Below are 24743 nucleotides of genomic sequence, written 5' to 3'. Positions count from 1 at the left end.
TTCAGTCGATCGGGGTATGCCGGTACTTGCTTACCTGCTCCGGGCGCACGATGGACGCCTGGTTGCCCCAGGCCTGGCGAATGTAACTGACCACCAGGGCGACGTCGCTGTCGTCCAACTGCTGGGCGTACGGCGGCATCGAATACGGCCGCGGATTGCCGGCTGTCACCGGCGGGAAGCCACCCAGCAACACCGTGCGCACGGCATTGATTCCGGTCGGCTCGGTCACCGCCGAGTTGCCGTCCAGCGGCGGATAGATGCCGGCCACACCACGGCCGTCGTCGCCATGGCAATCGGCACAATGTTGGCGATACACCTTTTCGCCGGCAGCAGTGATGCGCTTGACGTTGAACGCTGAGCGTGGGGCCTGCCGGGCCTCGCGGGGCGGCAGGCTGGCCAGGTAGGTGGCGATCGCGTCCAAGTCGGCGTCACCCAGGAACTGCGTGCTGTCCGCCACCACGTCGGCCATCGGCCCGAATGCCGCGCCCTTGGCCGCGTGGCCGGTCTTCAGCAAATCCACCACATCCCCGGTGGTCCAGCCCTGCAGGCCGCCGTTCGCCTGCATGCTCAAGTCCGGCGCATACCAGTCCTGGCGCGGGATCTCGCCGCCCGACAACCAGGCGCCGATGGTGGCACCCCAGGCATTGCGCGGCGCGTGACATTCGTTGCAATGGCCCAGGCCCTGTACCAGGTAGGCACCGCGGTTCCAGGCGGCGGACTGCTGGCTATCGGGCTGGAACACTCCTGGCTGGAAATACCGTGCACGCCACACCGCCAGCGTCGAACGCAGGTTGTAGGGAAAACTCAACTTCGCGGCGTCCGCTTCCCGCCGCACCGGAGCCAGCGAACGCAGGTAGGCGAAGATCGCCCGCGCGTCCTCTGGCGTGACCTTGGTGTAGGAGGTGAACGGGAAAGCTGGATACAGCCACTGGCCGTCCTTCCGTTGCCCGTGGTGCAAGGCGCGCCAGAAGTCGGCAAAGGACCAGTGCCCGATACCGGTTGCCGCATCGGGCGTCAGATTCGGTCCAGAGATAGTCCCAAACGGGGTGGGAATGGAGCGCCCGCCCGCATACGGCGGACCGCCGCGCACACTGTGGCAGCCGGCGCAGTCGCCCGCCGCGGCCAGGTACGCGCCGCGCGCGACCAAGGCCGGGTCGGCCAGCGCCGCAGCCGACAACGCTCCCACCTCGGGTGTGGCCACCTGGTCGGTGCGCTGGCTGGCCATCCACCACCACCCGCCAAGCATGGCCAGCACCAGGGCGAGCACCAGGACCGCCAGCCAGCGCCTCATGCCCCCGCTCCCGCCGCCTCAAGCACACCGCAGGGCAAGGGCGGCTTGACGCTGCCAGGCGGCTGTGGCCGCACGTGCGCCGGCAGGGTCCGGCTGGCCAGCCAGGCCGCGACGGCCGTGATGTCCAACTCCTGCAAACGGCCGGCGACGACGGCCATGCAGTCGGGTTTACGCATGGCGCGTGTGTGCGTGCGCCATGCACCCAGTTGCGAGCTGATGTAGTCGTAGGGCAAGCCCACCAGACCCGGGATGGCGGGTTCCACCCCGGTCAATTCGACCCCATGACAGCTGGCGCAAGCCGGAACCTTGCGTTGCGGATCGCCATGACGTGCCAGTTGCTCGCCCCGCTGCAGGATCGCGGCAGTCACCGGTGGCACCGGCGAGCGCGCATAGGGCACCTGCTGTACCGAAAAATAATCGGCGATCTCGCGCATGTAAGCCGGGCTGAGGTTGCGCACGGTGTATTCCATGGGCGGGTACTTGCGCAAGCCATCCTGGAAATTCTGGATCTGCCGCGCGAGGTAGCCGGCGGGCTTGCCAGCCAGGCGTGGAAAGTACTTGCTGCCGGGCGTACCTTCGCCATGCACACCGTGGCACGTCGTGCACGCCGCGATGCGCTGCTGCAAGGTGTCGGGCACCTGCGCGTTGGCCGCATCCCGGCCAAACACACCAGGCGCCGTGGCTGCCGCCAGGAAAGCAGCCGCCCACAGCTTCCATGCTTCGCATCGCCTTATGCTTCTCATCCGCTCATTATAGGCTGCGCGCGCCGGACGACGATCGCACCGTGCGACGCATTCTGCTGCCGCGACCTTCTGCCCCGACCCTTCTGCTCTTGGCGTATGGGAGTCCACATGAAGTACATAGGCATCTGCTTCGGCATCGTCACCAGTTTGCTCCTCGTCGGCATCAGCCATGCGGCGGCACCCGAACCGCCATTGACCTTGCCCTACGCCACGCTCGGCGAACTGCAGTCGCGCCTGCACTCAGGCACACTCACCAGCCGGCAACTGGCGCGACAACTGCTGGCGCGGATCAATAGCCTGGACCGTCACGGCCCCACCCTGCACGCCATCATCGAAACCAACCCCGAGGCGCTGACCCTGGCCGCGGCACTCGACGCGCAGCGCGCCAAGCGGAAATCGCCTGGCCCGCTGTACGGCATCCCGGTGCTGCTCAAGGACAACATCGACACCGGTGACCACATGCTGACCACCGCCGGCTCGCTGGCGCTGACCCGCGCACCGGCAGCGCACGATGCCGCCCTGGTGGCGCGGTTGCGCAACGCCGGCGCCCTGATCCTGGGCAAGACCAACCTCAGCGAGTGGGCGAACTACCGGTCGACCCACTCGAGCAGCGGCTGGAGCGGTCGCGGTGGACAAACCCACAACCCCTACGCACTGGACCGCAACCCCTGCGGATCCAGCTCGGGCTCGGCGGTCGCGGTCGCCGCCGGCTTCAGTCCAGTGGCCATCGGCACGGAAACAGACGGCTCGGTCGTCTGCCCCTCGGCGATGAATGGCATTGTCGGCATCAAGCCCACACTTGGCTTGGTCAGTCGTACCGGCATTGTGCCTATCAGCCACAACCAGGACACGGCCGGGCCGATGGCGCGTAACGTGGCCGATGCGGCCGCGCTGCTCACGGTGATTGCCGGCAGCGATCCCAGCGATTCGGCGACCGCTGGGGCGAACGCGCACGCCACCGACTACACCCGCTACCTCGACGCCAACGGCCTGCGCGACAAACGCATCGGCGTGGTACGCGAACTTGCCGGCAAGGAGCCGAATGCCGACCGCGTGCTCGCTGCCGCCATCGCCACGATGAAGGCGCAAGGCGCAATCATCGTGGACCCGGTGGTCCTGCCACACCTGCACGAACTCGGAGCGCTCGAGGACATCGTGCTGGCGTACGACTTCAAGCACGACATCAACGCCTATCTCGCCACACGCAAGGGCCTGGCCGTGCATACGCTGGCCGACCTGATCGCCTTCAACAACGCGCACGCAGCCGAGGAAATGCCCTGGTTCGGGCAGGAAACGTTCCTGCATGCCGAAGCGCAGGGCCCGCTCAGCGACAAGGCCTACACCGATGCCCTGGCCAAGGCAAAGCAACTATCGGGGCCTGAAGGTATCGACGCAGCGCTCAAGGCGCACCACCTGGATGCATTGCTGGCGCCAGGGCCAGGGCCTGCGCCCGTGATCGACCTGGTGCTGGGCGAGCATGTGGTGGGCGGTGCCTCGCAACCAGCCGCGGTGGCCGGTTACCCGTCGATCACCGTACCGGCGGGATTTGCCCACGGCCTGCCAATCGGCATCCTGCTGTTTGGTCCGCGATGGAGCGAGCCGACGCTCATCTCCATTGCCTACGGCTTCGAGCAGCACAGCCATACCCGCCAGCCGCCGCGATTCCCCGCTACGATCCGCGAGTGAGCCCGTGCGGCAAGGCGCCCACCTTGCCCCGGGACTTGCGCACGATCAGCATCGCCAGTTCCAGCGACTGCTCGTAGTTGAGCCGGGGATCAACCATCGACTTGTACGCGCGATCGAGATCGGACTCCGACAGGTCGCGCGCTCCGCCCATGCATTCGGTCACGTCCTCGCCGGTGAGCTCCAGGTGCACGCCGCCGAGGCGGGTGCCTTCAGCCGCATGGATGTCCAGCGCCTGGTCGAGCTCCGCGTGGATGTTGTCGAAGCGGCGCGTCTTGCGCCCGCTTGAGGTGCTCTCGGTGTTGCCGTGCATCGGATCCGCCACCCACAGGACGCGCCGCCCCTCACGCTTGACCGCCGCCAGCAGCGGTGGCAACGCGGTACCAATCCGCGCATGGCCCATGCGGTGGATGAGGGTCAGGCGCCCGGGCTCATCCTCGGGGTTGAGCACGTCGATGAGCGGCAGCAGCACCTCTGGCGTCACCGACGGGCCAATCTTCACCGCGATGGGATTGCGGATGCCGCGGAAGTATTCGACGTGCGCGCCATCGAGCGCCGCCGTGCGCATGCCAATCCAGGGGAAGTGCGTGGAAAGATTGAACCAGCCCGGATGGCGCGGGATTTGCCGCGTCAGCGCCTGCTCGTAGTCCAGCAGCAAGGCCTCATGTGAAGTAAAGAAATCCGCCTTGCTGAAACCACCGATCGGGCCGGCCAGCATTTCCATAAAGCGCAGGGAATCGCCGATAGCGCGCACCATTTGCCGGTATTCGGCAGCCAGCGGCGAGCGCTCGACCCAGGCCAGATTCCAGTATTCCGGATGCCGCAGGTCGGCAAAGCCGTCGTCGACCAGGGCGCGCACGAAGTTCATTGTCAGTGCCGAATGCGCGTGTGCCTGCAACATACGCTGCGGGTCGGCACGTCGGGACGCGGCGGTGAATTCCGAGCCGTTGACGAGGTCGCCGCGGAAGCTGGGCAGACTCACCCCCTCGCGCGTCTCGGTGTCGGCTGAGCGCGGCTTGGCGTACTGCCCGGCAAAACGACCGACGCGGATGATGGGCTTTTGCAGCCCATGCACCAGCACCAGGCTCATCTGCAGCAGCACCTTGAGCCGGTTGGAAATGATCGGGCTCTGGCAATCGGCAAAGCTCTCTGCGCACTCGCCGCCCTGCAGCAGGAAGCGCTGTCCAACCTGCGCCTCGGCCAGCATCTGCTTCAGGCCAAGGACTTCCCATGAGGTAACCAGCGGCGGCAGCTGCGCGAGGGCGCGACACGCGGCGGCCAACTCGTCTGCGTCCTCGTAATGCGGTTGCTGCAACGCGGTGCGCCGGTGCCACGAATCCGGCGCCCAGACATCAGGGGTCATTGACGCTGCTAATGGCTGGCTCATGCTCGAAGTCTCGGAAACATCACGGTCTTGCTCATGCACGGGAGCGCCGCAAACTCACGACGACGGCCAACACCGCCAGGGCAATGAACCAGACAAGGGTCCAGGCCGGCATCGGCAAGCCGAGGATCGGCTCTACCGTGGCACATTCGCCGGAGCCGGTAAACACCTTGTGCAGCATGGTGGCGAGCGGAAACGCATCGAACAGATAACCAATCCCCGGTCCACACGAGGGCACCAGATCGGGCGGCAGCGACTGCAACCACAAATGCCGGGCCGCGGTGACGGCACCACCGAGCGCCCCGAGCCCGACCAGGCCTGTATACACCCAGCGTGCTGGCCCGCGAGGCGCGTGAAGGCCACCAACCAGGAAGAACAGGGCCATGAACAGGAAGGCAATGCGCTGCAGCACACACAGCGGGCACGGCGACATGCCCAGGGCATACTGGGCGTACAGGGCGAACGCCATCAGGCCGCAACAAATGACGAACCCGAGCGAGAAGCCGGTTCGATATGACCATGAGCGTGGATTCATGGAAGTGCCACAACGCGAAAGCAGCAACTGTAGCGGGTCACGGTCACGCTGTCAGGCAAACCGACGACAAGCCGCAGACAAGCGGCGACTGATCCGGCATCAAACAAGCCCGCCCCAAATGGCTGTGGTCGCCCGCGGGAAGCGGGGTTGGCCGATGACTATTCGCCAGCGACCTGCTCGCCCTGCGGCCGACCAATCAACTCGACATAGGCCATGGGCGCATTGTCGCCGACGCGGTAGCCGCACTTCAGGATGCGCAAATAGCCACCGCCGCGTTCGCGATAACGGGGCCCCAGCTCCATGAACAACTTGCCCACCGCTTCCTTGTCACGCATGCGCGAGAAAGCCAGGCGCCGATTGGCCACGCCGTCGGTCTTGGCCAGGGTGATCAGGGGCTCGGCAACCCGACGCAGCTCCTTGGCCTTGGGCAAGGTGGTACGGATCAGCTCATGCTTGAACAGCGACGACGCCATGTTGCGAAACATGGCCTGCCGATGGGCACTCGTGAGATTGAGCTTGCGTCCGGATTTTTGGTGGCGCATGGTCTTGATTCCAATTGATTCTGTTGCTTACTCAGCCTAGCTGCATGCCGTTGGCAACGCCGGGCGGCGGCCAATTCTCGAGCTTCATGCCAAGGGCAAGCCCGCGGCCACCAAGGACGTCCTTGATTTCCGTCAGCGACTTCTTGCCGAGATTCGGGGTCTTGAGCAACTCCACCTCGGTCTTCTGCACCAGGTCGCCGATGTAATAGATGCTCTCGGCCTTCAGGCAGTTGGCCGAGCGCACGGTGAGCTCCAGGTCGTCGATCGGGCGCAACAACAGCGGATCGAATCCGCTCTGCTCAGCCTCGGTGGCGTCCGCCTCGCGTCGCGAGAAGTCGCCGAACACGGTCAGTTGGTCGTTGATGATCTCGGCTGCCTTGCGCACGGCATCTTCCGCGCCAATCGTGCCGTTGGTCTCGATATCCAGCACCAACTTGTCGAGGTTCGTGCGCTGCTCAACGCGGGCCGCGTCCACTTCGTACGCGACGCGCAACACTGGCGCAAACGAAGCGTCCAACTGCAGGCGCCCGATTGGCCGGGTCTCGTCCTCCGGATGCACGCGGGCGCTCGCCGGCTGGTAGCCGACGCCACGCCGCACCTTGAGGCGCATATTGAGCGTGATGTCCTTGGTCAGATGGCAGATCACGTGCTCGGGGTTGATGATCTCCACCGAGTGATCGAGGACGATGTCCCCGGCCGTAACCACGCCCTTGCCCTTGCGTGACAGGGTCAGCGTCACCTCGTCGCCGGTGTGCTGGCGAATGGCCACGCCCTTGAGGTTGAGCAGGACGTCGATGACGTCTTCCTGCAGCCCTTCCAGCGTTGTGTACTCGTGCAGCACACCATCGATCTCGACCTCGACGATGGCACTGCCAGGAATCGAGGACAACATCACGCGCCGCAGCGCGTTGCCCAGCGTGTGGCCAAACCCGCGCTCCAGCGGCTCGACCACGATCTTGGCATGGTTGGCCCCGAGCTGCTCGACGTTGAGGCCACGCGGCCGCAACACACTTGTAGATGAAACTGCCATGCAGAGCTCCCGTAATTACTTCGAGTACAGCTCGACGATCAATGCCTCATTGATGTCGGAAGGCAAGTCGGCACGATCCGGCATCGACTTGAACGTACCCTCAAATTTCTTGGTATCGACTTCGACCCACATCGGGCGCAGGTCCATCGTGTCGAAAATGGTCGCCGCTTCCTGTACCCGCAGCTGCGCCCGCGCGCGCTCGGTCAAGGACACGGCATCGCCGGGCCGGATCTGGTAGGAGGGAATGTCCACCTTCCTGCCGTTCACCAGCACCGCGTTGTGCGACACGAGTTGCCGCGCCTGCGCGCGCGTGACCGCAAAGCCCATGCGATACACAACGTTGTCCAGACGGCTCTCCAGCAGACGCAGCAGGTTCTCGCCGGTATTGCCCTTGAGCGTGGTCGCCTTGGTGTAGTAATTGCCGAACTGCCGCTCCAACACGCCATAGATGCGCTTGACCTTTTGTTTCTCGCGCAACTGCACGGCATAGTCGGACATGCGCATGCGCTTGTTCACGCCATGTTGGCCGGGCTTGTTTTCCAACTTGCACTTCGAATCCAGCGCGCGCGCCGGACTTTTCAGGCTGAGGTCCGCGCCTTCACGTCGGGCAAGTTTGCAAGTGGCTCCACGATAACGTGCCATGGTTGATCTCTGCCTTTTTGAAAAGTCCGCCAAGGATGGCGGGTTTTTGATCCACGCGATCACGGATGATCGCTAAAACTTGAAAAGTCCGCCCAGGATGGCGGGTTTTTGATCCACGCGATCAGGGATCGATCGCATTTATTAATTTCCGTCATGGATGGCGGGATTTTGATTCAAGCAATCAAGGATGATCGCATTCACTAATTTCCGCGAAGAATGACGGTTCTTTGATCCACGCGATCAGTACTGACCGCACTTACACCCGCCGCTTCTTCGGGGGCCGGCAACCGTTGTGCGGAATCGGGGTGACGTCGATGATGTTAAGCACCTTCAGCCCCAGCGCATTCAACGAGCGTACCGCGGATTCACGCCCGGGGCCCGGGCCCTTGATCCGTACTTCCACCGTCTTGATGCCGTAATCGCCGGCGGCGCGCCCGGCCTTTTCCGCCGCCACCTGTGCGGCAAACGGCGTGGATTTGCGCGAGCCACGAAAGCCGGCGCCGCCAGCCGTCGCCCAGGACAAGGCATTGCCCTGCCGGTCGGTAATGGTCACGATGGTGTTGTTGAAGGATGCCTGCACATGGGCCACGGCATCGGTGACCACACGTTTGACTTTCTTCTTGGTTTTGACCGGATTCGCCATAATTTTTGGGGCTCTTGGAAATCAGTGCGACCACCGATGGCCGCCTTTTGATCTTCGCGATCACGGATGATCGCACTAGTTCAATCGCTTACTTCTTGATGGCGCGACGGGGGCCCTTGCGGGTCCGCGCATTCGTGCGCGTGCGCTGACCACGCACCGGCAGGCCACGACGGTGGCGCAGGCCGCGGTAGCAACCCAGGTCCATCAAACGCTTGACCGCCATGCCGACCTCGCGGCGCAAGTCACCCTCGACCGTATACTTGCCGATCTCGCGACGCAGCTTCTCGACTTCGCCTTCGCTCAGCGCCTTGATCTGGGTCTCGGGGGCCACGCCAGCCTCGGCGCAAATCCGCTTGGCATGGCTGCGGCCGATGCCATAAATGCTTTGCAGGCCGACCCACACCTGCTTCTGGACCGGCAAATTGACACCTGCGATGCGCGCCATGACGTAGCTCTCCGAATACCTAGCTCGCGCGGTAAACGCGCAAGTGTAACGTGAATCCCCGTGACAGGGAAGTAGCGCGACCCGGCAACCCCGGCCCGCCCACGGTCAATGCCCGCAGCTTGCTCAGCTGCGGCGCAGATTGGCCTTTTTCAACAAACTTTCGTACTGGTGGCTCACCAGATGCGCCTGGATCTGCGCAGTGAAATCCATCACCACGACCACCACGATCAGCAATGAGGTACCACCGAAATAAAACGGCACGTGCCAATAGCCCTGCATGAACGACGGGATCGCGCACACCGCAACCAGGTAAATCGCGCCCACCAGGGTCAGTCGGGTCATGACCGCATCGACATACGCCCCCGTGGCCTTGCCTGGACGGATACCGGGAATCAACGCGCCCGAACGCTTCAAGTTGTCCGCCGTCTCTTCGGCATTGAACACGATCGCGGTGTAGAAAAACGCGAACCCAAACACCAGGGCCGCGGAAATCATCTCGTAGAACGGCTGCCCTGGGGTCAATTGCTGGGTGACTTCCTGCATCCACCGCGACGGGCTACCGGTACTGAACCAGGTCACCGCCGTCGCCGGGAACATCAGCAGGCTGGAAGCAAAAATTGGCGGGATGACGCCCGACATGTTGATCTTCAGCGGCAAGCTGGAGGTCTGGTTCATGTACGCCTTCTGCCCACCCGAGCGCCTGGCATAGTTGACCGTGATCCGCCGCTGCGCACGCTCGACAAACACCACGAACGCGGTCACCGCCAGCGCCGCACCAAAAACCATCAGCAGCTTGAGCAGGGACAGCTCGCCGTTGTTTGCCATGCCTAGCGTCTGCACCACGGCTCCGGGAAGGCCGGCAATGATGCCGGCGAAGATCAGCAGCGAAATGCCGTTGCCGACGCCGCGCTCGGTCATCTGCTCGCCGATCCAGGTCAGGAGCATGGTGCCCGCCGTCAGGCCGATGACCGCAGACAAAATGAAGCCGGGCCCTGGGGTGTAGACCACTGGCGCGCCACCGGCCGCGACCTGGCCCTGCAGGGCGGCGGCGATCCCGAACGACTGCACCAAGGCCAAGCCGACCGTGGCATAGCGCGTGTACATGGTCATCTTGCGCTTGCCGGCTTCGCCTTCCTTGCGCAAGGCCATCAGGCTCGGCACCACGGCACCCATCATCTGGAACACGATGGAGGCCGAGATGTACGGGATCACGCCCAGTGCAAAGACCGAGAAGCGCTCCAGCGCACCGCCCGAAAACATGTTGAACATGTCCATCAGGCCGTTGCCGTTGACCAGGTTGCTCATCGCCTCGGGATTCACACCGGGCACCGGGATGAACGAACCCAGGCGAAACACGACCAACGACAGGACCACGAAGACAAGGCGCTGACGCAGCTCCGTCAGCTTGCCCAACTTGCCCAGCGTATTGTCCTTGCCTGCGGCCACCGTCCTACTCCACGCTGCCGCCGGCGGCCTCGATCGCCGCCTTGGCGCCGGCCGTGGCCAACAGGCCTGACAGCTTCACCGCGCGGCCAATCGATCCCTGCAGCACCACCTTGACCTTGCGCGCCTGCCCATCCACCAAGCCGGCTGCGCGCAGCACGTCCAGGGTAATCACCGCGTCCTTCAGGCCGGCCAGCTGGTACAGGAACACCTCCTGGCTTTGTGCCTTGAGCTTGGAGCGGAAGCCAACTTTCGGCAGACGCCGGTTGAGCGGCATCTGGCCGCCCTCGAAGCCAAATTTGTGGGTACCACCGGCACGCGCATGCTGGCCCTTGTGGCCCCGGCCGGCGGTCTTGCCCAGGCCCGAACCCACGCCGCGCGCGACGCGCTTGCGCTTTTGGTTCGCACCGTCGTTTGGCTGGATGTCGTTCAATCGCATGATGGCTATTCCTCAACCCGTACGAGGTAGTACACGGTGTTGATCAACCCACGGACCTGCGGGCTGTCAACCAATTCACGCACGTCATTTATCTTGTTCAAGCCCAAGGCCTTGACGCTCAGGCGATGACGTGCCTGCGTGCCGCGCAGGCTCTTGACCAGCCGCACGCGTATGGTTGGCCTTGCCGCTGTTGCTGCCTTAGCCATTGCCCATGACCTCCTCGACCGTCTTGCCGCGCTTGGCTGCGATCTTCGCGGGCGAGGCAACCGCCTGCAAACCCTTGATCGTGGCCCGCACCAGGTTGATTGGATTGCGCGAACCGACCGCCTTGGCCAGGACGTCCTTGACTCCGACCACTTCGAGCACCGCACGCATGGCACCGCCGGCAATCACGCCGGTACCTTCAGATGCCGGCTGCATGTAGACGTGCGCCGCACCATGATTGGCCTTGACCGGGTACCACAGCGTACCGTTGTTCAGCTGCACATCGACCAACTGGCGGCGCGCACGTTCCATGGCCTTGGAAATAGCTACCGGCACCTCGCGCGCCTTGCCATATCCCAGTCCGACCTTGCCGGCGCCATCGCCCACCACGGTCAATGCGGTGAAGCTCATCTGGCGGCCACCTTTGACGGTCTTGGCCACCCGGTTGACGGCAATCAGCTTTTCCAGCATGCCATCCGAATTTTCGCGATCACTAGAAGCCATGTGCTTTATCCATATGCCGGAATGAACCGGGGCGTTTGCCTGCGGCCAAGCCGCTCGAAGTTGTGTGCCACATCACGTAAGGTCCCCAGCCGCGGCTGGCGCACCGGGCGCCGATTCCTCGCGCCAGTTCAGAATTTCAGCCCGGCCTCGCGCGCGGCGTCGGCCAGTGCCTTGACCCGGCCGTGGTAACGGTACCCGGAACGATCGAACGCCACCGCCGTCACCCCGGCCGCCAGCGCACGCTCGGCAACCGCCTTGCCCACCGCCGCCGCGGCCGCGATGTTGCGCGTACCGGTGATACCTTCGGCCACGGATTTCTGCAAGGTCGAGGCGGCAGCCAGCACATGGGCGCCTGCGGCGTCGAAAACCTGCGCATAAATGTGTTGCCCACTGCGATGCACGGACAACCGCGGCACCGCCAACTGGCGGATGCGGGAGCGCGTAGCTTTGGCACGGCGCAGTCGGGACTCGTTTTTGTTCATCTGTCTGTTCCTGGAAAGCGGATCGACCTGGATAAGCGAACTGCTCCTGCTCTTTCGTAGAGTCCGGCCTCGGATGGCCGGTCTTCCGCGCAGGAACCGCGCATCATGCCTTCTTGGCTTCCTTCAACGTGATGTTCTCATCCGCGTAACGTACACCCTTGCCCTTGTATGGCTCGGGCGGACGCAGGCCGCGAATCTTTGCTGCCACCTGCCCAACCGCCTGCTTGTCGGCGCCCTTGACCAGGATCTCCGTCTGCGACGGAGTCTCGATGCTGATGCCAGCCGGGGCATCGAAGGTCACCGGGTGGGAAAAGCCGAGATTCAGCGCCAGCGCCTTGCCCTGCATGGAAGCGCGATAACCAACGCCAACCAGCACCAGCTTGCGCTCGTAACCGGAAGTAACGCCGTGCACCATATTCGCCAGCAACGCTCGCGCGGTACCGCCAAAGCGGTCGTCCGTACCTTCTGCCAGGTGCACCCGGGCCACGCCGTCCTCAGTGGACACGGTCACTCCCGGCAAATGATGTATCGAAAGCGAGCCCTTGGCACCCTTCACCGCAATGCCGTCGGCATCGACGCTGAGGGTGACACCCTTGGGGAGCCGGACAGGTTGTTTTGCGACACGCGACATCGAAGGCTCCTTACGCCACTTGGCCGATAACTTCGCCGCCCAGGCCACGGGCCCTGGCCTGCGCGTCAGTCAGCAACCCGGCAGAGGTCGAGATGATGGAGATCCCCAGTCCACCCAGCACCTTGGGCAGCCCGTTCTTGCCTCGATACACGCGCAGCCCGGAGCGGCTGACACGCACGATCTTCTCGATCGCCGGTTGCCCGTCGAAATACTTCAGCTTGATCTCGAGTACCGATTTGCCATCCACCGTCGCCGCCTGGGCGTCGAGGATGTAGCCCTCGTTCTTGAGGAGGTTGGCAATCGCCACCTTCAACTTCGACGACGGCATGCGTACGCTGGGCTTGCCCATGGCCTGGGCGTTGCGCACGCGCGTAAACAGGTCGGCGATGGGATCAGTCATGCTCATGAGGAATCCTTCTGAGTGCACCGATATCCAGTAAAACCGGAAATCATTTGAATTGTGGGCCTGCAGCAGACTTTCGTCCCGGGCAGACCGTCCATTGTATCAGTAAAACCGGAGACACATCACCGCTGCCTGCAACGGTGCGCCAGCAGCAACGTCACCAACTGGCCTTGCGCAACCCTGGAACATCGCCGCGCATCGTCGCCTCGCGCAGCTTGTTGCGACCCAGGCCGAACTTTGCGTACACCGCGCGCGGCCGGCCGGTCAGGGCACAACGCGTCGAAAAGCGCACCGGACTCGCGTCACGTGGCAGCTTCTGCAGGGCATCCTGCGCAGCAAGCTTTTCCTCGTAGGAAGAAGCCGGGCTGAGCACGGTTGCCTTCAAGGCTGCGCGCTTGGCCGCGTACTTCTGGATCATCTTGGCCCGCTTGAGGTCGCGGTTCACCATGGATTTCTTGGCCATATGTTATTCGCCTGTCAGTTCCTGAACGGAAAGCTGAAGGCTGCCAGCAGCGCCTTGGCTTCCTCGTCGGTCTTTGCCGTGGTGGAGATCGAGATGTTCATGCCGCGCACCGCATCGACCTGGTCGAAATCGATCTCCGGGAAGATGATCTGTTCGGCGACACCGAAATTGAAGTTGCCGCGACCATCGAATGAGCGTCCCGACACGCCGCGGAAGTCCCGCACCCGCGGCAAGGAAATGTTGATCAGCCGATCCAGGAATTCGAACATCTGCGCACGACGCAGGGTGACCTTGCAGCCAATGGGCCAACCCTCGCGGATCTTGAACGAGGCCACAGAAAGCCGCGCCTTGGTGGTGACCGGCTTTTGCCCGGACAGCTTGGCCATGTCGGCAACTGCGTTTTCCAGCACCTTCTTGTTCGCCGCGGCCTCGCCCACACCCATGTTGAGCGTGATCTTGGTGATGCGCGGCACCTGCATCACGTTAGCGTAGCCAAACTGCTTGGTGAGCTTGGCCACAACTTCATTTTTGTAATAAGCCTGAAGGCGCGTCATCGTCATAGTCCTTACGCGTCCACGACCTCGCCATTCGAACGGAACACGCGGACCTTGCGCCCATCCTCGAGCGTTTTGGTGCCGACGCGTCCACCCTTGTTCGTGGCGGGGTTGAACAGCAATACGTTGGAGAGATGGATCGACGCTTCGCGTTCGACGATCCCGCCTGCCTGGTCTGCCTGAGGGTTCGGCTTGGTATGCCGCTTCACCAGATTCACGTTGGAAACGACCACGCGGTCGCCCTCAACCCGCAGCACGTCGCCGCGCTGACCCTTGTTCTTGCCGGCGATCACGACGACGTGGTCACCCTTGCGGATACGATTCATGTCTGCTGGACCCCGCTCAAAGTACTTCGGGCGCGAGCGACACGATCTTCATGAACCGTTCGCTGCGCAGCTCGCGCGTCACCGGTCCAAAGATGCGCGTGCCGACCGGCTCGAGCTTGTTGTTGAGGAGCACCGCCGCGTTGTCGTCGAAACGGATCAACGAACCATCGGGGCGACGCACGCCCTGGGCGGTGCGCACCACCACGGCGTTGTAGACCTCGCCCTTCTTGACCTTGCCGCGCGGGATCGCGTCCTTGATCGCCACCTTGATGACGTCACCGATGCGCGCATACCGGCGCTTGGAACCGCCAAGGACCTTGATGCACATGAGCTGCTTGGCGCCGCTGTTGTCAGCGGCCGAAAGCGTGCTTTGAGTCTGGATCATGGTTGCATCTCCGCCTTAGCCGTTGGCACGCGTAATGACTTCGACCACGCGATGATGCTTGGTCTTGGACAGCGGGCGGCATTCCGCAATGCGCACAAAATCGCCCTCGGCCGCGCCAAGGTCGTTCTGCGCGTGCAACTTGGTCGAGCGCCGGATCGTCTTGCCCAGCAACCGGTGTTGCACCTGGCGCTCCACCAGCACGGTGACCGTCTTGTCCATCTTGCTGCTGGTGACGCGTCCCTCGAGGGTGCGCGGCTTCTTGGCGACCGTCTCGGCCGTTGTTTCTGCTTTGTTTGCGCTCATGTCCGCCATCCTCTACTTCTTGCCGCCGAGCACGAACTTCGTGCGCGCGATGTCGCGCCGCACGCGGCGCAGTTGATGCGGCTGGCTGAGCTGACCCGAACCCTTCTGCATGCGCAGGTTGAACTGCTCCTTGCGCAGGTCCAGCAATTGCTGCTGCAGCTCGCCCACCGATTGCTCCTTGCTCGGGCTGTCGACTTTCTTGGCCATCACATCACCGCCCTGGTCACGAACTGGGTCTGTACGGAAAGCTTGGCCGAAGCCAGGCGGAAGGCTTCGCGCGCGGTGGCTTCGGGCACGCCCTCGATTTCATACAACATGCGCCCGGGTTGCACATTCGCAACCCAGAACTCGACGCTGCCCTTGCCCGCACCCATGCGCACCTCGATCGGCTTCTTGGATACCGGCTTGTCCGGAAACACGCGGATCCACAGCCTGCCACCGCGCTTGACGAAGCGCGTGATGCAGCGACGCGCTGCCTCGATCTGCCGCGCGGTGAGGGCACCATGCTGGGTAGACTTCAGCCCGAACTCGCCAAAGCTGACCAGATTGGAGCACTGCGCCAGGCCGTCATTGCGACCCTTGAACTGTTTGCGGTACTTCGTGCGTTTTGGCTGCAACATGGCAAATCTCCTTACTTCGCAGCCCGGTCGCGGCGGCCTTCACCGTCACGCCGGCCGTCACTGCGGCGGCCTTCACCGGCGTCGCGCCGGGGCTGCGCGGCTGGCTCGTCCTTCGACTCATGGGCAGCAGCCGCCAGGTCGAACACCTCGCCCTTGTTGATCCACACCTTGACGCCAATGATGCCGTAGGTGGTGCGTGCCTCGGCCAGGCCGAAATCGATGTCGGCGCGCAGGGTATGCAGCGGCACCCGCCCTTCGCGGCTCCACTCGGAGCGGGCAATCTCAGCTCCGTTCAAGCGGCCAGACACGTTCAACTTGATGCCCAGGGCGCCGAGACGCATGGCATTGCCCACCGCACGCTTCATGGCGCGACGAAACATGATCCGGCGTTCGAGCTGCTGGGCGATGGACTCGGCGACCAGCTGCGCGTCCAGCTCGGGTTTGCGCACCTCGCTGACGTTGATGTGCGTGGGCACGCCCATCATGTCGCTGACTTCCTTGCGCAGCTTCTCGATGTCCTCGCCCTTCTTGCCGATCACCACGCCCGGCCGGGCGGTGAAAATCGTCACCCGTGCCGTCTTGGCCGGGCGCTCGATCAGGATCTTGGAAATGCCGGCCTGCGCCAACTTCTCCTTGAGCATCTGGCGCACCTTGATGTCGGCCACCAGGTACTCGGCATATTCGCGCTTGTTCGCATACCACTTCGAGTTCCAGTCCTTGGCGATGCCCAGGCGGATACCGGTGGGATGAACTTTATGACCCATCGTCTATGTCCCCGGTCAGTTGCCAACAACCACGGTGATGTGGCTGGTGCGCTTGGAAATGCGCGAACCGCGGCCTTTGGCGCGGGCATACATGCGTTTCAAGATTGGACCCTCGTCTACGAAGATGCGCGAAACCACCAGTTCATCGACATCCGCCCCAAGGTTGTTCTCGGCATTGGCCACCGCGGACAACAGCACCTTGCGCACCATCACGGCGGCCTTTTTGTTCGTGTAATTGAGGACGTCGCTGGCCTTGCCCACCGGCAGGCCGCGGACCAAGTCGGCCACCAGGCGTGCCTTCTGCGCCGAAATGCGGGCGCTGCGCAAAATCGCCTTCGCTTCAGTGCTCATCACTTGCCCTTCCTGTCACCGACGTGACCCTTGAACGTGCGCGTCACCGCAAACTCGCCAAGCTTGTGCCCGACCATGTTCTCGTTGATCAGCACCGGCACGTGCTGGCGGCCGTTGTGGATGGCGATGGTCAAGCCCACCATTTCCGGCACGATCATCGAGCGGCGCGACCAGGTCTTGATCGGGCGCTTGTTGTGGGCGGAGACCGCGGCCTCCACCTTCTTGGCCAGATGGAGGTCGACGAACGGGCCTTTCTTGAGAGAACGCGGCATGACGGCTTCCTGTTACTTGCTACGACGACGCACGATGAACTGCTGCGTCCGCTTGTTGTTACGGGTGATATAGCCCTTGGTTGGCGTACCCCATGGGCTGACCGGATGCCGGCCGCCCGAAGTCTTGCCCTCGCCGCCGCCATGCGGGTGATCCACCGGGTTCATGACCACGCCACGTACCGTCGGGCGGATGCCCATCCAGCGCTTCACCCCAGCCTTGCCGAGCTTCTTCAGGCTGTGCTCGCCGTTGCCGACCTCGCCGATCGTGGCGCGGCAGTCCACCGACACGCGGCGCAGCTCGCCCGAACGCAGGCGCAAGGTGGCATAGCCCGATTCGCGTGCCACAAGTTGCACCGACGCGCCAGCGCTGCGTGCAATCTGCGCACCCTTGCCCGGGCGCAATTCGATGCAATGCACGACGCTGCCCATCGGAATGCTACGCAGCTGCAGGCAATTGCCGGCCTTGATCGGCGCATCGCGCCCGGACATCAACCGGTCCCCGGCCTGCACGCCCTTGGGCGCAATAATGTAGCGACGTTCGCCGTCGACGTAGCACAACAGGGCCAGGTGCGCGGTGCGGTTCGGGTCGTACTCGATGCGTTCGACGCGCGCCGCGATACCTTCCTTGTCGCGCTTGAAATCCACGATACGGTAGTGCTGCTTGTGGCCACCACCGCGATGACGCACCGTGATCCGGCCGTGGTGGTTGCGCCCGCCGGTACGGGACTGCGCCTCGGTCAGCGCCGCTACCGGCGCGCCCTTGTACAGCTCCTCGCTGCGCACGCTCACCGAATCGCGGCGACCGGGCGAAGTGGGCTTATGGGTAATCAATGTCATTTCCTGGAACTCCTGGCTCAGGCCTTCGCAGAGACGTCGATGGCCTGCCCTTCGGCAAGCCGCACGTAGGCCTTGCGCCGACCCTGGCGGCTGCCCGCGCGAAAGCGGAACGACTTGACCTTGCCCTTGGTGTTGACGAGATTCACCTGCTCGACCGTCACCTCGAACAGGCTCTCCACCGCCGCACTCACATCGGCCTTGGTCGCTCCGGGAGCGACCACGAAGACATACTGGTTGTGCTCGGCCAGGCGCGCCGATTTCTCCGAAATATGCGGCGCACGCAGGACGTTGAGAATCCGCTCGTTGCTCATGCCAACCACTCCTCGACCTTCTTCACCGCATCGACCGTCATCACCACGTGGTCCGAGCCGACGAGGCTGACTGGGTTCAAGCCGGCGATATCGGAAACCGTCACGTACTGGATATTGCGCGCGGACAGATACACTGCTTCGTCCGCATCCGGAGCCACCAGCAGGACGCGACCGGACAGGCCCCAGGCCTTCAGCTTGGCCACCATCGACGCCGTCTTGGGCGCCTCGACGGCCAGGCTGGGAACGACCTTCAACCGGTCCTGGCGTACCAACTCGGAGAAAATGGAGCGGATCGCACCCCGGTAGGCCTTGCGGTTGACCTTCTGCTCGTAGCTGCGCGGCTTGGCTGCAAACGTCACGCCACCGCCGACGAAAATGGGCGCCCGATAGTCGCCATGGCGCGCGCCGCCGCCCTTTTGCTTCTTGAATTTCTTGGTGGTGCCGGACATCTCGCCACGCGACAATTGCGCCTGCGTACCGGCACGGCCGGCCGCCCGATAAGCCACCACCACCTGGTGCACCAAGGCCGGCTTGTACACGCCGCCAAACACCTCGTCCGACACGTTCAATGCCGACTCGGCTGACGACGATCCAATGACGTTCAGTTCCATGACTGGCTCCTCAACCCTTGGTCGTCGCATAAATGGTGACGTCGCCACCGGTGGCACCAGGCACAGCACCCTTCACGGCAATCAAGTGGCGTTCGACATCGACCTTGACCACCTCGAGTCCTTGCGACGAACGCTGGACGGCGCCCATTTGCCCGGACATCTTCTTGCCGGGAAACACGCGTCCCGGGGTCTGGCGCTGGCCGATGGAGCCCGGCGCGCGATGCGACAATGAGTTGCCGTGAGTGGCGTCGCCCATCTTGAAGTGCCAGCGCTTGATCGTGCCCTGGAAGCCCTTGCCCTTCGACACCCCGGCCACATCGACGATCTGGCCGACGGTGAACACGTCATCGGCCTTGATCTCGGCGCCCACGGCGTACTTGCCAAGATCCTCGGCAGAAACGCGGAATTCCCACAGCCCACGGCCCGGCTCGACCTTCGCCTTCGCGTAATGGCCCTTGAGCGGCTGGGTCAGGAGGTTCGCGCGCCGGGATCCGGCGGTCACCTGCACCGCGTTGTAACCGTCGCTGGCTTCGGTCTTCAACTGGGTCACCCGATTCGGGGTCGCCTCGATCAGCGTCACCGGAATCGAGCGTCCATCTTCAGTGAAGACCCGGCTCATGCCACATTTGCGACCAACCAATCCGATACTCATCTTCGTATCCTGTCTGCCACTCAAGCGAGCTTGATCTTGACGTCGACGCCCGCGGCGAGATCGAGCTTCATGAGCGCGTCCACGGTCTTGTTGTCGTTTGGATCGATCGTGATGTCGAGCACGCGCTTGTGGGTGCGCGTCTCATACTGGTCACGTGCATCCTTGTCGACGTGGGGAGAGGTCAGGATCGTGTAGCGCTCAATCTTGGTCGGCAACGGAATGGGGCCGAGCACGGTGGCACCTGTGCGCTTGGCCGTCTCGACGATTTCACTGGCCGACCGGTCGATCAGCCGATGATCATAGGCCTTCAGCCGAATGCGGATCTTCTGGTTCGCCATAACCGTGTCCTGTTGGATAAAGAACGCTGACCTGAAAACGCAGCGGCTTCTCGCCGCCCCGCTCCGTACATGCTGCGGCGGCCCGATCCGTCCGCGCCGCAGCCTGATGAAAAACCAAAAGGTCCAAACGGGCGCTGTGCGAGCCCATCCGGACCAAGATCGCAAATCACGCAATGCGTTACGGCGCGGGGCGAGCCCCACAACGACACACTGGGATGGCCTGCCATGGCCAGCGAACTCGAAGCGCGTCCGGCGCCTCATTTCGCGGTAAGCCCGCCCAAGTCTTGAAGTCCCAGGCGAGCGAGCTTTCTAGTATAGCGTGAAGCCTTGGATCAAGGAAGCCCCTGGAGGGAATTACTTGACGACCTTGGCAACCACGCCGGCGCCGACCGTGCGGCCGCCTTCGCGGATGGCGAAACGCAAGCCCTCGTCCATCGCGATCGGGTGGATCAGGCTCACCGTCATCTTCACGTTGTCCCCCGGCATCACCATCTCCACGCCCTCCGGCAACGTCACCGCGCCAGTCACGTCCGTCGTGCGGAAGTAGAACTGCGGCCGGTAGCCCTTGAAGAACGGCGTGTGCCGGCCACCCTCGTCCTTCGAGAGCACATACACCTCCGCCTCGAAGTCCGTGTGCGGGTGGATCGTGCCCGGCTTGGCCAACACCTGACCACGCTCCACGTCGTCCCGCTTCAGCCCGCGCAGCAGCAGGCCCGCGTTGTCGCCTGCCTGTCCCTGGTCCAGCAGCTTGCGGAACATCTCCACGCCCGTCACCGTCGTCTTCTGCGTGTCGCGGATTCCCACCACCTCGACTTCGTCGCCCACCTTGATCACGCCGCGCTCGATGCGCCCCGTCACCACCGTGCCGCGCCCCGAGATCGAGAACACGTCTTCCACCGGCATCAGGAACGGCTTGTCCACCGCACGCACCGGCTCGGGAATGTAGCTGTCCAGCACATCCACCAGCTTCTTGATCGAGGGGATGCCGATCTCGCTCTCGTCGCCTTCCAGCGCCTTCAGCGCCGACCCCACCACGATCGGCGTGTCGTCGCCCGGAAACTCGTACTTGCTCAGCAGCTCGCGAACCTCCATTTCCACCAGCTCCAGCAGCTCCTTGTCATCCACCATGTCCGCCTTGTTCAGGTAGACCACGATGTACGGCACGCCCACCTGCCGGCTGAGCAGAATGTGCTCGCGCGTCTGCGGCATCGGACCGTCCGCCGCCGACACCACCAGGATCGCCCCGTCCATCTGCGCCGCACCCGTGATCATGTTCTTCACGTAGTCCGCGTGTCCCGGGCAGTCCACGTGCGCGTAGTGCCGCGTCGGCGACTCATACTCCACGTGCGACGTCGAGATCGTGATCCCGCGCGCCTTCTCTTCCGGCGCCATGTCGATCTGGTCGTACGCCTTGAACTCGCCGCCAAAACGGTCCGCTCCCAGCTTCGTCAGCGCCGCCGTCAGCGTCGTCTTGCCGTGATCCACGTGACCAATCGTTCCCACGTTCACATGCGGCTTCGTGCGTTCGTATTTACCCTTTGCCATGACTCGAACCTCTAGACTGGGAGTGCGACTCTTTCTGTAAAAGTGCGGCCGCGGACGGCCGTTTTTTGATACTGCGCATTCACGAACGAATGCAAAAAATACTAGCCCTTCTTGATGACCTGTTCGGCGATGTTGTTCGGCGCCTCGGCGTAGTAGTCGAACTCCATGGTGAACGTCGCCCGGCCCTGGGTCTGCGAACGCAGGCTCGTGGCGTAGCCGAACATTTCGCCCAGCGGGACGGTGGCGTCGACCACTTTGCCCGAAGGCGAATCCTCCTGGCCGCGCAGCACACCGCGCCGACGGCTCAGGTCGCCCATCACGTCACCCATATAATCTTCGGGCGTCACCACTTCGATCTTCATCATCGGCTCGAGCAGGACCGGATCGGCCTTGCGAAAACCTTCCTTGAAGGCCATGGAAGCGGCGAGCTTGAACGCCATTTCCGACGAGTCGACGTCGTGGTAGGAGCCGTCGATCAAACGCACCTTCACGTCCACCACCGGGTAGCCGGCCAGCGGACCGCTGGTGATGGTCTCGCGCAGGCCCTTGTCGACTGCAGGGATGAACTCCTTGGGGATCGCGCCGCCAGTGATGGCATTTTCAAACTCGTAGCCCTTGCCACGCTCTTGCGGAATCAGTTCGATCACCACGTGACCGTACTGGCCCTTGCCGCCGGATTGCTTGGCATGCTTGTAGTCGGCCGTCACCTGCTTGCGGATGGTCTCGCGATACGCCACCTGGGGCTTGCCGACATTGGCCTCGACGTTGAACTCGCGGCGCATCCGGTCAACCAGGATGTCCAAATGCAGCTCACCCATGCCGGCAATGATCGTCTGGCCGGATTCCTCGTCGGTGCGCACGCGGAATGACGGATCCTCGGCTGCCAGGCGGCCCAAGGCAATCCCCATCTTTTCCTGGTCGGACTTGGTCTTCGGCTCCACCGCCATGGCGATCACCGGCTCGGGAAACGTCATGCGCTCGAGCGTCACCAAGTGATCCTGCGCACACAGGGTATCGCCCGTGGTGACGTCCTTCAGGCCGACCGCAGCGGCGATGTCGCCGGCGCGCACTTCCTTGATCTCATGGCGGTCGTTGGAGTGCATCTGCAGGATGCGGCCAATGCGCTCCTTCTTGAGCTTGATCGGGTTGTATACCGTGTCGCCCGAGTTGAGCACGCCGGAATATACGCGGAAGAAGGTCAACGAACCGACGAACGGATCGGTCATGATCTTGAACGCCAGCGCGGAAAACGGCTCGCTGTCGCTGGCCTGGCGATGTACTTCTTCCTCGTTCTCGTCGAGCCCCGCCACCGGCGGGCGGTCGACCGGCGAGGGCAACAGCTCGATGACGCCATCGAGCATGGCCTGCACGCCCTTGTTCTTGAACGCCGTACCGCAGAACACCGGGATCAATGATGCCGACAGGGTACCGGCACGCAAGCCGGCGAGGATGTCCTCCTCGGACAGGTCGCCGCTTTCAAGGTACTTGTCCATCAGTTCTTCAGAGGTTTCCGCGGCCGCCTCGACCATGAAATTGCGCGCCTTCTCGGACGCATCCTTCAGCTCGGTCGGAATCTCCTCATGCGTGAACTTCATGCCCTGAGACTCCATGTCCCAGTACAGCGCCTTCATCTTGACCAGATCGACCACACCCTCGAATTTGTCCTCCGCGCCGATCGGCACCTGCATCGGCACCGGATTGGCGCCGAGACGGGACTTCAACTGGCTGACCACCTTGTCGAAGTTCGCGCCGGTGCGATCCATCTTGTTGACGAAGGCCAGGCGCGGCACCTTGTACTTGTTGGCTTGGCGCCACACCGTTTCCGACTGCGGCTGCACGCCGCCGACCGCACACAGCACGAACACCGCACCGTCGAGTACGCGCAGCGAGCGCTCCACCTCGATGGTGAAGTCGACGTGTCCCGGGGTGTCGATGATATTGAAGCGGTGCTGCTCAAACGTCCCGTCCATACCCTTCCAGAAGCAGGTCGTCGCCGCCGAGGTAATCGTGATGCCACGCTCCTGCTCTTGCTCCATCCAGTCCATGGTCGCGGCGCCGTCGTGCACCTCGCCAATCTTGTGGCTGACACCGGTGTAAAACAGGATGCGCTCCGTGGTCGTGGTCTTGCCGGCATCGATGTGCGCCATGATGCCGAAGTTGCGGTAACGTTCGATGGGAGTGGTGCGTGCCATGTTGTCTACCTGTACGAAGCCCAAGCCGCAAGTCATGCAAGCATCCGGGCCGCGTTTCCTTTTTGAGATGTCCGCCACGAATGGCGGGCTTTAATCTTTGCCGTCATGGAGGACGGCTTTGGTTATTACATGTCCGCCACGGATGGCGGGCGTTGATCTTCGTCGTCAGTGGGACGGCTTTGCGATTGCGCGTCCACCATGGATGGCGGGCTGGGTCTTCGCCGTCAAGGGGGACGGCAAGCAACAATCAATTACCAGCGGTAATGCGAGAACGCCTTGTTGGCCTCGGCCATACGGTGCGTCTCCTCGCGCTTTTTGGCTGCGCCGCCGCGGCCTTCGGATGCTTCGAGCAACTCCGCTGCCAACTTGCGCGGCATGGAGATCTCGCCACGCTTGCGCGCCGCGTCGATCACCCAGCGCATCGCCAGCGCCATGCGCCGGCCCGGACGGACTTCCACCGGCACCTGGTAGGTGGCGCCGCCCACGCGCCGCGACTTCACCTCCACCGCCGGCGCGATGTTGTTCAGCGCCTTCTCGACCAGCACGACCGGTTCGCCATGCTTTTCGCCGATGTGCGACAGGGCGCCGTAGACGATGCCCTCGGCGACGGACTTCTTGCCGCTCTTCATCACCATGTTGATGAAACGCGCAATCAACTGGCTGCCATGCTTCGGATCCGGCAAGATCAACCGGGCGGGATGTGAACCTTTACGCGACATGTGTGTTGTCCGTCATTTGTGCGGACAACCAAGTCCGCCGGAAAGCGACCCCGGGGGCCGCGGAATTGATTATTTCTTCGGGCGCTTGGCGCCGTACTTTGAGCGGGACTGGCGGCGCTTGGTCACGCCCGCGCAGTCGAGGCTGCCACGAACGGTGTGATAACGCACACCAGGCAGGTCCTTGACGCGGCCACCGCGGATGAGGACCACCGAGTGCTCCTGCAAATTGTGACCCTCACCGCCGATATAGCTGATGACTTCGTAGCCGTTGGTCAGCCGCACCTTGGCCACCTTGCGCAAGGCTGAGTTCGGCTTCTTTGGCGTGGTCGTGTACACGCGCGTGCAGACGCCGCGACGCTGCGGGCTGCTTTCCAGCGCTGGCGACCCACTCTTGTAGGTCTTCGGGCTACGCGACTTGCGCACCAATTGGTTGACTGTGGTCATGCAGAGCGGTTC

At 63.4% G+C, this 24743-nt stretch carries 36 protein-coding genes; 1 reads left to right on the top strand and 35 read right to left on the bottom strand.

The window, feature by feature from the left end:
* Position 1 precedes the first annotated feature (1 nt).
* Together AC3WJB_RS06845 and AC3WJB_RS06840 are read right to left on the bottom strand one after the other, a co-directional pair.
* Positions 2-1291 (bottom strand): cytochrome c, encoded by a 1290-nt coding sequence (locus AC3WJB_RS06845; protein WP_492679963.1) that lies wholly within the window; start codon positions 1289-1291, stop codon positions 2-4.
* Positions 1288-2034: a c-type cytochrome gene (locus tag AC3WJB_RS06840; protein WP_492679961.1), complete on the bottom strand. Its 747-nt coding sequence runs from the start codon at positions 2032-2034 to the stop codon at positions 1288-1290. Before AC3WJB_RS06840 ends, AC3WJB_RS06845 begins: the two co-directional genes overlap by 4 nt.
* A 108-nt stretch (positions 2035-2142) precedes the next feature.
* Here AC3WJB_RS06840 and AC3WJB_RS06835 point away from each other — a divergent pair, with 108 nt between their 5' ends.
* Positions 2143-3720, top strand: a complete 1578-nt coding sequence (locus AC3WJB_RS06835; RefSeq protein ID WP_492679959.1) for an amidase — start codon at positions 2143-2145, stop codon at positions 3718-3720.
* Here the strand turns inward: AC3WJB_RS06835 and AC3WJB_RS06830 are convergent.
* From AC3WJB_RS06830 to rpsL, 33 genes are all read right to left on the bottom strand, one after another.
* Complete coding sequence (locus tag AC3WJB_RS06830; protein ID WP_492679957.1) at positions 3704-5104, bottom strand: class II 3-deoxy-7-phosphoheptulonate synthase; 1401 nt, start codon at positions 5102-5104, stop codon at positions 3704-3706. The genes AC3WJB_RS06835 and AC3WJB_RS06830 overlap by 17 nt on opposite strands.
* Before the next feature lie 31 nt (positions 5105-5135).
* Positions 5136-5636 (bottom strand): disulfide bond formation protein B, encoded by a 501-nt coding sequence (locus AC3WJB_RS06825; protein ID WP_492679955.1) that lies wholly within the window; start codon positions 5634-5636, stop codon positions 5136-5138.
* A 158-nt stretch (positions 5637-5794) separates the two neighbouring features.
* Positions 5795-6178 carry a 50S ribosomal protein L17 gene (gene rplQ / locus AC3WJB_RS06820; RefSeq protein ID WP_492679953.1) on the bottom strand — a complete coding sequence of 128 codons (384 nt, stop codon included), beginning with the start codon at positions 6176-6178 and terminating at the stop codon, positions 5795-5797.
* A 31-nt stretch (positions 6179-6209) separates the two neighbouring features.
* Positions 6210-7208, bottom strand: coding sequence for a DNA-directed RNA polymerase subunit alpha (locus AC3WJB_RS06815; protein ID WP_492679951.1), 999 nt, complete (start codon positions 7206-7208; stop codon positions 6210-6212).
* 15 nt (positions 7209-7223) lie between these two features.
* Positions 7224-7850 carry a 30S ribosomal protein S4 gene (gene rpsD, locus AC3WJB_RS06810; RefSeq protein ID WP_492679949.1) on the bottom strand — a complete coding sequence of 209 codons (627 nt, stop codon included), beginning with the start codon at positions 7848-7850 and terminating at the stop codon, positions 7224-7226.
* 256 nt (positions 7851-8106) lie between these two features.
* Positions 8107-8493: a 30S ribosomal protein S11 gene (rpsK, locus tag AC3WJB_RS06805; RefSeq protein ID WP_492679947.1), complete on the bottom strand. Its 387-nt coding sequence runs from the start codon at positions 8491-8493 to the stop codon at positions 8107-8109.
* Positions 8494-8581: 88 nt separating this feature from the next.
* On the bottom strand, positions 8582-8938 hold the full coding sequence (rpsM, locus tag AC3WJB_RS06800; RefSeq protein WP_492679945.1) for a 30S ribosomal protein S13: 357 nt from the start codon (positions 8936-8938) through the stop codon (positions 8582-8584).
* Between the two features lie 123 nt (positions 8939-9061).
* Entirely contained in the window at positions 9062-10384 is a 1323-nt protein-coding gene (gene secY, locus AC3WJB_RS06795; RefSeq protein WP_492679943.1) for a preprotein translocase subunit SecY, read from the bottom strand.
* A gap of 4 nt (positions 10385-10388) precedes the next feature.
* Positions 10389-10820: a 50S ribosomal protein L15 gene (gene rplO / locus AC3WJB_RS06790; RefSeq protein ID WP_492679941.1), complete on the bottom strand. Its 432-nt coding sequence runs from the start codon at positions 10818-10820 to the stop codon at positions 10389-10391.
* A gap of 5 nt (positions 10821-10825) precedes the next feature.
* Positions 10826-11026 carry a 50S ribosomal protein L30 gene (rpmD, locus tag AC3WJB_RS06785; RefSeq protein ID WP_492679939.1) on the bottom strand — a complete coding sequence of 67 codons (201 nt, stop codon included), beginning with the start codon at positions 11024-11026 and terminating at the stop codon, positions 10826-10828.
* Positions 11019-11528, bottom strand: a complete 510-nt coding sequence (rpsE, locus tag AC3WJB_RS06780) for a 30S ribosomal protein S5 (RefSeq protein WP_492679937.1) — start codon at positions 11526-11528, stop codon at positions 11019-11021. The genes rpmD and rpsE overlap by 8 nt, the downstream gene beginning before the upstream one ends.
* A gap of 128 nt (positions 11529-11656) precedes the next feature.
* Positions 11657-12010 (bottom strand): 50S ribosomal protein L18, encoded by a 354-nt coding sequence (gene rplR / locus AC3WJB_RS06775; RefSeq protein WP_492679935.1) that lies wholly within the window; start codon positions 12008-12010, stop codon positions 11657-11659.
* A gap of 103 nt (positions 12011-12113) precedes the next feature.
* A complete protein-coding gene (gene rplF / locus AC3WJB_RS06770) occupies positions 12114-12641 on the bottom strand; it encodes a 50S ribosomal protein L6 (RefSeq protein ID WP_492679933.1) in 528 nt (175 codons plus the stop codon).
* Positions 12642-12651: 10 nt separating this feature from the next.
* On the bottom strand, positions 12652-13047 hold the full coding sequence (rpsH, locus tag AC3WJB_RS06765) for a 30S ribosomal protein S8 (protein WP_492679931.1): 396 nt from the start codon (positions 13045-13047) through the stop codon (positions 12652-12654).
* A 154-nt stretch (positions 13048-13201) separates the two neighbouring features.
* Entirely contained in the window at positions 13202-13507 is a 306-nt protein-coding gene (rpsN, locus tag AC3WJB_RS06760) for a 30S ribosomal protein S14 (RefSeq protein WP_492679929.1), read from the bottom strand.
* A gap of 14 nt (positions 13508-13521) precedes the next feature.
* On the bottom strand, positions 13522-14061 hold the full coding sequence (rplE, locus tag AC3WJB_RS06755; protein ID WP_492679927.1) for a 50S ribosomal protein L5: 540 nt from the start codon (positions 14059-14061) through the stop codon (positions 13522-13524).
* A gap of 11 nt (positions 14062-14072) precedes the next feature.
* Positions 14073-14387, bottom strand: a complete 315-nt coding sequence (gene rplX / locus AC3WJB_RS06750) for a 50S ribosomal protein L24 (protein WP_492679925.1) — start codon at positions 14385-14387, stop codon at positions 14073-14075.
* 16 nt (positions 14388-14403) lie between these two features.
* The gene (rplN, locus tag AC3WJB_RS06745; protein ID WP_492679923.1) at positions 14404-14772 is read right to left on the bottom strand and encodes a 50S ribosomal protein L14; all 369 of its coding nucleotides are present in this window, start codon (positions 14770-14772) and stop codon (positions 14404-14406) included.
* Between the two features lie 15 nt (positions 14773-14787).
* The gene (gene rpsQ, locus AC3WJB_RS06740; RefSeq protein WP_492679921.1) at positions 14788-15075 is read right to left on the bottom strand and encodes a 30S ribosomal protein S17; all 288 of its coding nucleotides are present in this window, start codon (positions 15073-15075) and stop codon (positions 14788-14790) included.
* Positions 15076-15087: 12 nt separating this feature from the next.
* Positions 15088-15282: a 50S ribosomal protein L29 gene (gene rpmC, locus AC3WJB_RS06735; protein WP_492679919.1), complete on the bottom strand. Its 195-nt coding sequence runs from the start codon at positions 15280-15282 to the stop codon at positions 15088-15090.
* On the bottom strand, positions 15282-15695 hold the full coding sequence (gene rplP / locus AC3WJB_RS06730) for a 50S ribosomal protein L16 (protein WP_492679917.1): 414 nt from the start codon (positions 15693-15695) through the stop codon (positions 15282-15284). The genes rpmC and rplP overlap by 1 nt, the downstream gene beginning before the upstream one ends.
* An 11-nt stretch (positions 15696-15706) precedes the next feature.
* Entirely contained in the window at positions 15707-16459 is a 753-nt protein-coding gene (gene rpsC / locus AC3WJB_RS06725) for a 30S ribosomal protein S3 (protein WP_492679915.1), read from the bottom strand.
* A gap of 15 nt (positions 16460-16474) precedes the next feature.
* A complete protein-coding gene (gene rplV, locus AC3WJB_RS06720) occupies positions 16475-16810 on the bottom strand; it encodes a 50S ribosomal protein L22 (RefSeq protein ID WP_492679913.1) in 336 nt (111 codons plus the stop codon).
* On the bottom strand, positions 16810-17082 hold the full coding sequence (gene rpsS, locus AC3WJB_RS06715; protein WP_492679911.1) for a 30S ribosomal protein S19: 273 nt from the start codon (positions 17080-17082) through the stop codon (positions 16810-16812). Before rpsS ends, rplV begins: the two co-directional genes overlap by 1 nt.
* A 12-nt stretch (positions 17083-17094) precedes the next feature.
* Entirely contained in the window at positions 17095-17919 is an 825-nt protein-coding gene (gene rplB, locus AC3WJB_RS06710; RefSeq protein WP_492679909.1) for a 50S ribosomal protein L2, read from the bottom strand.
* A gap of 17 nt (positions 17920-17936) precedes the next feature.
* Complete coding sequence (gene rplW, locus AC3WJB_RS06705; protein ID WP_492679907.1) at positions 17937-18230, bottom strand: 50S ribosomal protein L23; 294 nt, start codon at positions 18228-18230, stop codon at positions 17937-17939.
* The gene (gene rplD, locus AC3WJB_RS06700) at positions 18227-18841 is read right to left on the bottom strand and encodes a 50S ribosomal protein L4 (RefSeq protein ID WP_492679905.1); all 615 of its coding nucleotides are present in this window, start codon (positions 18839-18841) and stop codon (positions 18227-18229) included. Before rplD ends, rplW begins: the two co-directional genes overlap by 4 nt.
* Before the next feature lie 10 nt (positions 18842-18851).
* Positions 18852-19493 (bottom strand): 50S ribosomal protein L3, encoded by a 642-nt coding sequence (gene rplC / locus AC3WJB_RS06695; RefSeq protein ID WP_492679903.1) that lies wholly within the window; start codon positions 19491-19493, stop codon positions 18852-18854.
* A gap of 20 nt (positions 19494-19513) precedes the next feature.
* Positions 19514-19831: a 30S ribosomal protein S10 gene (gene rpsJ, locus AC3WJB_RS06690; protein WP_492679901.1), complete on the bottom strand. Its 318-nt coding sequence runs from the start codon at positions 19829-19831 to the stop codon at positions 19514-19516.
* A 354-nt stretch (positions 19832-20185) separates the two neighbouring features.
* Complete coding sequence (gene tuf, locus AC3WJB_RS06685; RefSeq protein ID WP_492679879.1) at positions 20186-21376, bottom strand: elongation factor Tu; 1191 nt, start codon at positions 21374-21376, stop codon at positions 20186-20188.
* Between the two features lie 101 nt (positions 21377-21477).
* The gene (gene fusA / locus AC3WJB_RS06680) at positions 21478-23568 is read right to left on the bottom strand and encodes an elongation factor G (protein ID WP_492679899.1); all 2091 of its coding nucleotides are present in this window, start codon (positions 23566-23568) and stop codon (positions 21478-21480) included.
* A 251-nt stretch (positions 23569-23819) separates the two neighbouring features.
* Positions 23820-24287: a 30S ribosomal protein S7 gene (gene rpsG / locus AC3WJB_RS06675; RefSeq protein ID WP_492679897.1), complete on the bottom strand. Its 468-nt coding sequence runs from the start codon at positions 24285-24287 to the stop codon at positions 23820-23822.
* A 69-nt stretch (positions 24288-24356) separates the two neighbouring features.
* Positions 24357-24731 (bottom strand): 30S ribosomal protein S12, encoded by a 375-nt coding sequence (rpsL, locus tag AC3WJB_RS06670; protein ID WP_492679895.1) that lies wholly within the window; start codon positions 24729-24731, stop codon positions 24357-24359.
* Between the last annotated feature and the right edge of the window lie 12 nt (positions 24732-24743).

It is taken from the genome of Rhodanobacter sp. FW510-R10 (genome assembly GCF_058781105.1).
The sequence above is the reverse complement of the archived record's forward strand: the minus strand, read 5'-3'. Positions and strand labels throughout refer to the sequence as shown.

What these genes read in the sequence shown, in the direction of transcription:
- AC3WJB_RS06845 (WP_492679963.1), bottom strand. Translation starts at nt 1,291, where the DNA reads ATGAGGCGCTGGCTGGCGGTCCTGGTGCTCGCCCTGGTGCTGGCCATG.
- AC3WJB_RS06840 (WP_492679961.1), bottom strand. Translation starts at nt 2,034, where the DNA reads ATGAGAAGCATAAGGCGATGCGAAGCATGGAAGCTGTGGGCGGCTGCT.
- AC3WJB_RS06835 (WP_492679959.1), top strand. Translation starts at nt 2,143, where the DNA reads ATGAAGTACATAGGCATCTGCTTCGGCATCGTCACCAGTTTGCTCCTC.
- AC3WJB_RS06830 (WP_492679957.1), bottom strand. Translation starts at nt 5,104, where the DNA reads ATGAGCCAGCCATTAGCAGCGTCAATGACCCCTGATGTCTGGGCGCCG.
- AC3WJB_RS06825 (WP_492679955.1), bottom strand. Translation starts at nt 5,636, where the DNA reads ATGAATCCACGCTCATGGTCATATCGAACCGGCTTCTCGCTCGGGTTC.
- rplQ (WP_492679953.1), bottom strand. Translation starts at nt 6,178, where the DNA reads ATGCGCCACCAAAAATCCGGACGCAAGCTCAATCTCACGAGTGCCCAT.
- AC3WJB_RS06815 (WP_492679951.1), bottom strand. Translation starts at nt 7,208, where the DNA reads ATGGCAGTTTCATCTACAAGTGTGTTGCGGCCGCGTGGCCTCAACGTC.
- rpsD (WP_492679949.1), bottom strand. Translation starts at nt 7,850, where the DNA reads ATGGCACGTTATCGTGGAGCCACTTGCAAACTTGCCCGACGTGAAGGC.
- rpsK (WP_492679947.1), bottom strand. Translation starts at nt 8,493, where the DNA reads ATGGCGAATCCGGTCAAAACCAAGAAGAAAGTCAAACGTGTGGTCACC.
- rpsM (WP_492679945.1), bottom strand. Translation starts at nt 8,938, where the DNA reads ATGGCGCGCATCGCAGGTGTCAATTTGCCGGTCCAGAAGCAGGTGTGG.
- rplO (WP_492679941.1), bottom strand. Translation starts at nt 10,820, where the DNA reads ATGCGATTGAACGACATCCAGCCAAACGACGGTGCGAACCAAAAGCGC.
- rpmD (WP_492679939.1), bottom strand. Translation starts at nt 11,026, where the DNA reads ATGGCTAAGGCAGCAACAGCGGCAAGGCCAACCATACGCGTGCGGCTG.
- rpsE (WP_492679937.1), bottom strand. Translation starts at nt 11,528, where the DNA reads ATGGCTTCTAGTGATCGCGAAAATTCGGATGGCATGCTGGAAAAGCTG.
- rplR (WP_492679935.1), bottom strand. Translation starts at nt 12,010, where the DNA reads ATGAACAAAAACGAGTCCCGACTGCGCCGTGCCAAAGCTACGCGCTCC.
- rplF (WP_492679933.1), bottom strand. Translation starts at nt 12,641, where the DNA reads ATGTCGCGTGTCGCAAAACAACCTGTCCGGCTCCCCAAGGGTGTCACC.
- rpsH (WP_492679931.1), bottom strand. Translation starts at nt 13,047, where the DNA reads ATGAGCATGACTGATCCCATCGCCGACCTGTTTACGCGCGTGCGCAAC.
- rpsN (WP_492679929.1), bottom strand. Translation starts at nt 13,507, where the DNA reads ATGGCCAAGAAATCCATGGTGAACCGCGACCTCAAGCGGGCCAAGATG.
- rplE (WP_492679927.1), bottom strand. Translation starts at nt 14,061, where the DNA reads ATGACGCGCCTTCAGGCTTATTACAAAAATGAAGTTGTGGCCAAGCTC.
- rplX (WP_492679925.1), bottom strand. Translation starts at nt 14,387, where the DNA reads ATGAATCGTATCCGCAAGGGTGACCACGTCGTCGTGATCGCCGGCAAG.
- rplN (WP_492679923.1), bottom strand. Translation starts at nt 14,772, where the DNA reads ATGATCCAGACTCAAAGCACGCTTTCGGCCGCTGACAACAGCGGCGCC.
- rpsQ (WP_492679921.1), bottom strand. Translation starts at nt 15,075, where the DNA reads ATGAGCGCAAACAAAGCAGAAACAACGGCCGAGACGGTCGCCAAGAAG.
- rpmC (WP_492679919.1), bottom strand. Translation starts at nt 15,282, where the DNA reads ATGGCCAAGAAAGTCGACAGCCCGAGCAAGGAGCAATCGGTGGGCGAG.
- rplP (WP_492679917.1), bottom strand. Translation starts at nt 15,695, where the DNA reads ATGTTGCAGCCAAAACGCACGAAGTACCGCAAACAGTTCAAGGGTCGC.
- rpsC (WP_492679915.1), bottom strand. Translation starts at nt 16,459, where the DNA reads ATGGGTCATAAAGTTCATCCCACCGGTATCCGCCTGGGCATCGCCAAG.
- rplV (WP_492679913.1), bottom strand. Translation starts at nt 16,810, where the DNA reads ATGAGCACTGAAGCGAAGGCGATTTTGCGCAGCGCCCGCATTTCGGCG.
- rpsS (WP_492679911.1), bottom strand. Translation starts at nt 17,082, where the DNA reads ATGCCGCGTTCTCTCAAGAAAGGCCCGTTCGTCGACCTCCATCTGGCC.
- rplB (WP_492679909.1), bottom strand. Translation starts at nt 17,919, where the DNA reads ATGACATTGATTACCCATAAGCCCACTTCGCCCGGTCGCCGCGATTCG.
- rplW (WP_492679907.1), bottom strand. Translation starts at nt 18,230, where the DNA reads ATGAGCAACGAGCGGATTCTCAACGTCCTGCGTGCGCCGCATATTTCG.
- rplD (WP_492679905.1), bottom strand. Translation starts at nt 18,841, where the DNA reads ATGGAACTGAACGTCATTGGATCGTCGTCAGCCGAGTCGGCATTGAAC.
- rplC (WP_492679903.1), bottom strand. Translation starts at nt 19,493, where the DNA reads ATGAGTATCGGATTGGTTGGTCGCAAATGTGGCATGAGCCGGGTCTTC.
- rpsJ (WP_492679901.1), bottom strand. Translation starts at nt 19,831, where the DNA reads ATGGCGAACCAGAAGATCCGCATTCGGCTGAAGGCCTATGATCATCGG.
- tuf (WP_492679879.1), bottom strand. Translation starts at nt 21,376, where the DNA reads ATGGCAAAGGGTAAATACGAACGCACGAAGCCGCATGTGAACGTGGGA.
- fusA (WP_492679899.1), bottom strand. Translation starts at nt 23,568, where the DNA reads ATGGCACGCACCACTCCCATCGAACGTTACCGCAACTTCGGCATCATG.
- rpsG (WP_492679897.1), bottom strand. Translation starts at nt 24,287, where the DNA reads ATGTCGCGTAAAGGTTCACATCCCGCCCGGTTGATCTTGCCGGATCCG.
- rpsL (WP_492679895.1), bottom strand. Translation starts at nt 24,731, where the DNA reads ATGACCACAGTCAACCAATTGGTGCGCAAGTCGCGTAGCCCGAAGACC.